2 protein-coding genes are annotated in these 1,996 nt (G+C 56.4%); one reads left to right on the top strand and one right to left on the bottom strand.

The genetic code is table 11. From position 1 onward, the window contains the following. The coding region (locus ACRXB1_RS35210) for a hypothetical protein (protein ID WP_449494676.1) at positions 1-184 on the top strand (184 nt) is incomplete at its 5' end. 683 nt (positions 185-867) lie between these two features. On the opposite strand, the gene ACRXB1_RS35205 is transcribed toward ACRXB1_RS35210, so the two are convergent. Next, positions 868-1,996 (bottom strand): phosphomannomutase/phosphoglucomutase (locus tag ACRXB1_RS35205; RefSeq protein ID WP_449494675.1); only part of this gene is annotated, 1,129 nt, incomplete at its 5' end.

Genomic DNA, 1,996 nt, shown 5'->3' with positions numbered 1-1,996 from the left:
GCTGACTTTTTTAGCACTATTAGCCACTGTCCGTGGCGGGACTTCATTTCTTTTTCCAACGGCGAAAAAGAAACGAAGCAAAGAAAACGCCTCCCAACCGCTAATTCTTAAGTGTCCCGAGCGTGCAGTGACAACTGTTTGGTACTTCAGAAGAACGCTCGACGCCATAACCCCCAACACTTGAACCCCTCCCCCTCCGAACACGGATACCCACACGCTTCGCCACCAGTAACTGTGGCAGTCAATACGGAAACCTCGCCCACGTAAAACAACGGGTTGAGCCCATAGCGGCCCTACAACATCTTGAACTAGCCCAAGACTTCGTCACCAATACAGCCACCCCCTGCGTTTGGGCGTCAGCGCGCGCAGCGCGGAGGCCTAATTAGCGGATTCCCACACTGGTGGCGAAGCGTGTGGGTTGCCGTTGACGGAGGGGGAGGGTTTCAAGTGTTCTAGATTGCGGCGTCGAGCGTTCTTGTGAAGTACCAAACAGTCCGGAACTGCACGCTCGGGACACTCATGTGCCCGCGGTGGAGAGGCGTTTTCTTTGCTTCGTTTCTTTTTCGCCGTTGGAAAAAGAAATGAAGTCCCGCCACGGACAGTGGCTAATAGTGCTAAAAAAGTCAGCCAGAACAAACCGCGCAGTAGCCTAAACAGCAACAACCCGGCATCAACTCCGACCGCAAAGAACACCGTCCCAAGCGCCAGCGAATAACTCGAGAAATGAAGTCCAGCCACGGACAGTGGCTAACAGTGCAAAAAAGAACAGCCAGAACAAACCGCGCGGTAGCGCAAATAGCAGCAACCCAACACCACCCCCAACCAAAAGCGCCAGCAGACCACCCCGGTCCACCAGCGCCAGCAAAATCAAAACGGTAATTGAGCGTCAGCCTTCTCCGCCAAAATCACCCGACGGAAATCTTCCTGAATCCGTTTCAGCGCCTCCTCGCTATCCGCCTCGAACCGCATCACAACCACCGGCGTGGTATTCGACGACCGTGCAAGTCCAAACCCATCCGGGTACTCGACCCGCAACCCATCGATCGTCACAATATCGTCCGCGCCAGTGAACTTTGCGTTCTTCTGCATCTTGCCGATCAACTCGAAGTTCTCACCCTCATTCAACTTCAGTTGCAACTCAGGCGTAGACAGCGAATTCGGCAAGTCATTGAGCAACTTGCTCGGATCATCCACCCGCGACAGGATTTCCAGCATCCGCGCGCCGGTGTAAAGGCCGTCATCGAAGCCGTACCAGCGATCCTTGAAGAACACGTGACCGCTCATCTCACCCGCCAGCGGCGCACCCGTCTCACGCAACTTCGCCTTCACGAGCGAGTGTCCCGTCTTCCACATCACCGGCTCACCACCCTGGTCGCGCACCCACTTCGCCAGGTTGCGCGTGCACTTCACGTCATAAATGATCTGCCCACCCTTGTTGCGCGACAACACTTCCTGCGCAAACAACATCAACTGACGATCCGGATAAATGATCTGCCCGTCCTTCGTGACAACGCCCAGACGGTCGCCGTCGCCATCGAATGCAAAACCAATCTCCGCGTCCGTTTCCTTCAACGCCTTGATCACGTCCTGCAAGTTCTCCGGATGCGCCGGATCAGGATGGTGATTCGGGAACGTGCCATCGATGTCCGTGAACAACTCCACGATCTCGCAACCCAGCGCCTTGAACAAACGCGGTGCAAGTTCGCCGGCGACGCCATTGCCGGCGTCGATGACGATCTTCATCGGACGGACCGGCTTGATGTCGCTCACGATCCGGTCGAGATAAACCTGCTGGATATCGTATTCGGTGTACGTGCCTGCACCGCTTTCGAAATTGTCATTCACGATGCGCTGATACAAGGCCTGGATCTGCTCGCCGTAGATTGCGGCGCCGCGCAGGACCATCTTGAAGCCGTTGTAATCCGGCGGATTGTGGCTGCCCGTCACGACGATGCACGAGTCCACGCTGCGCTCGCCCGACGGCAGCGCGAGCGGA

It is taken from the genome of Caballeronia sp. M23-90, assembly GCF_053574605.1.
The sequence above is the reverse complement of the archived record's forward strand: the minus strand, read 5'-3'. Positions and strand labels throughout refer to the sequence as shown.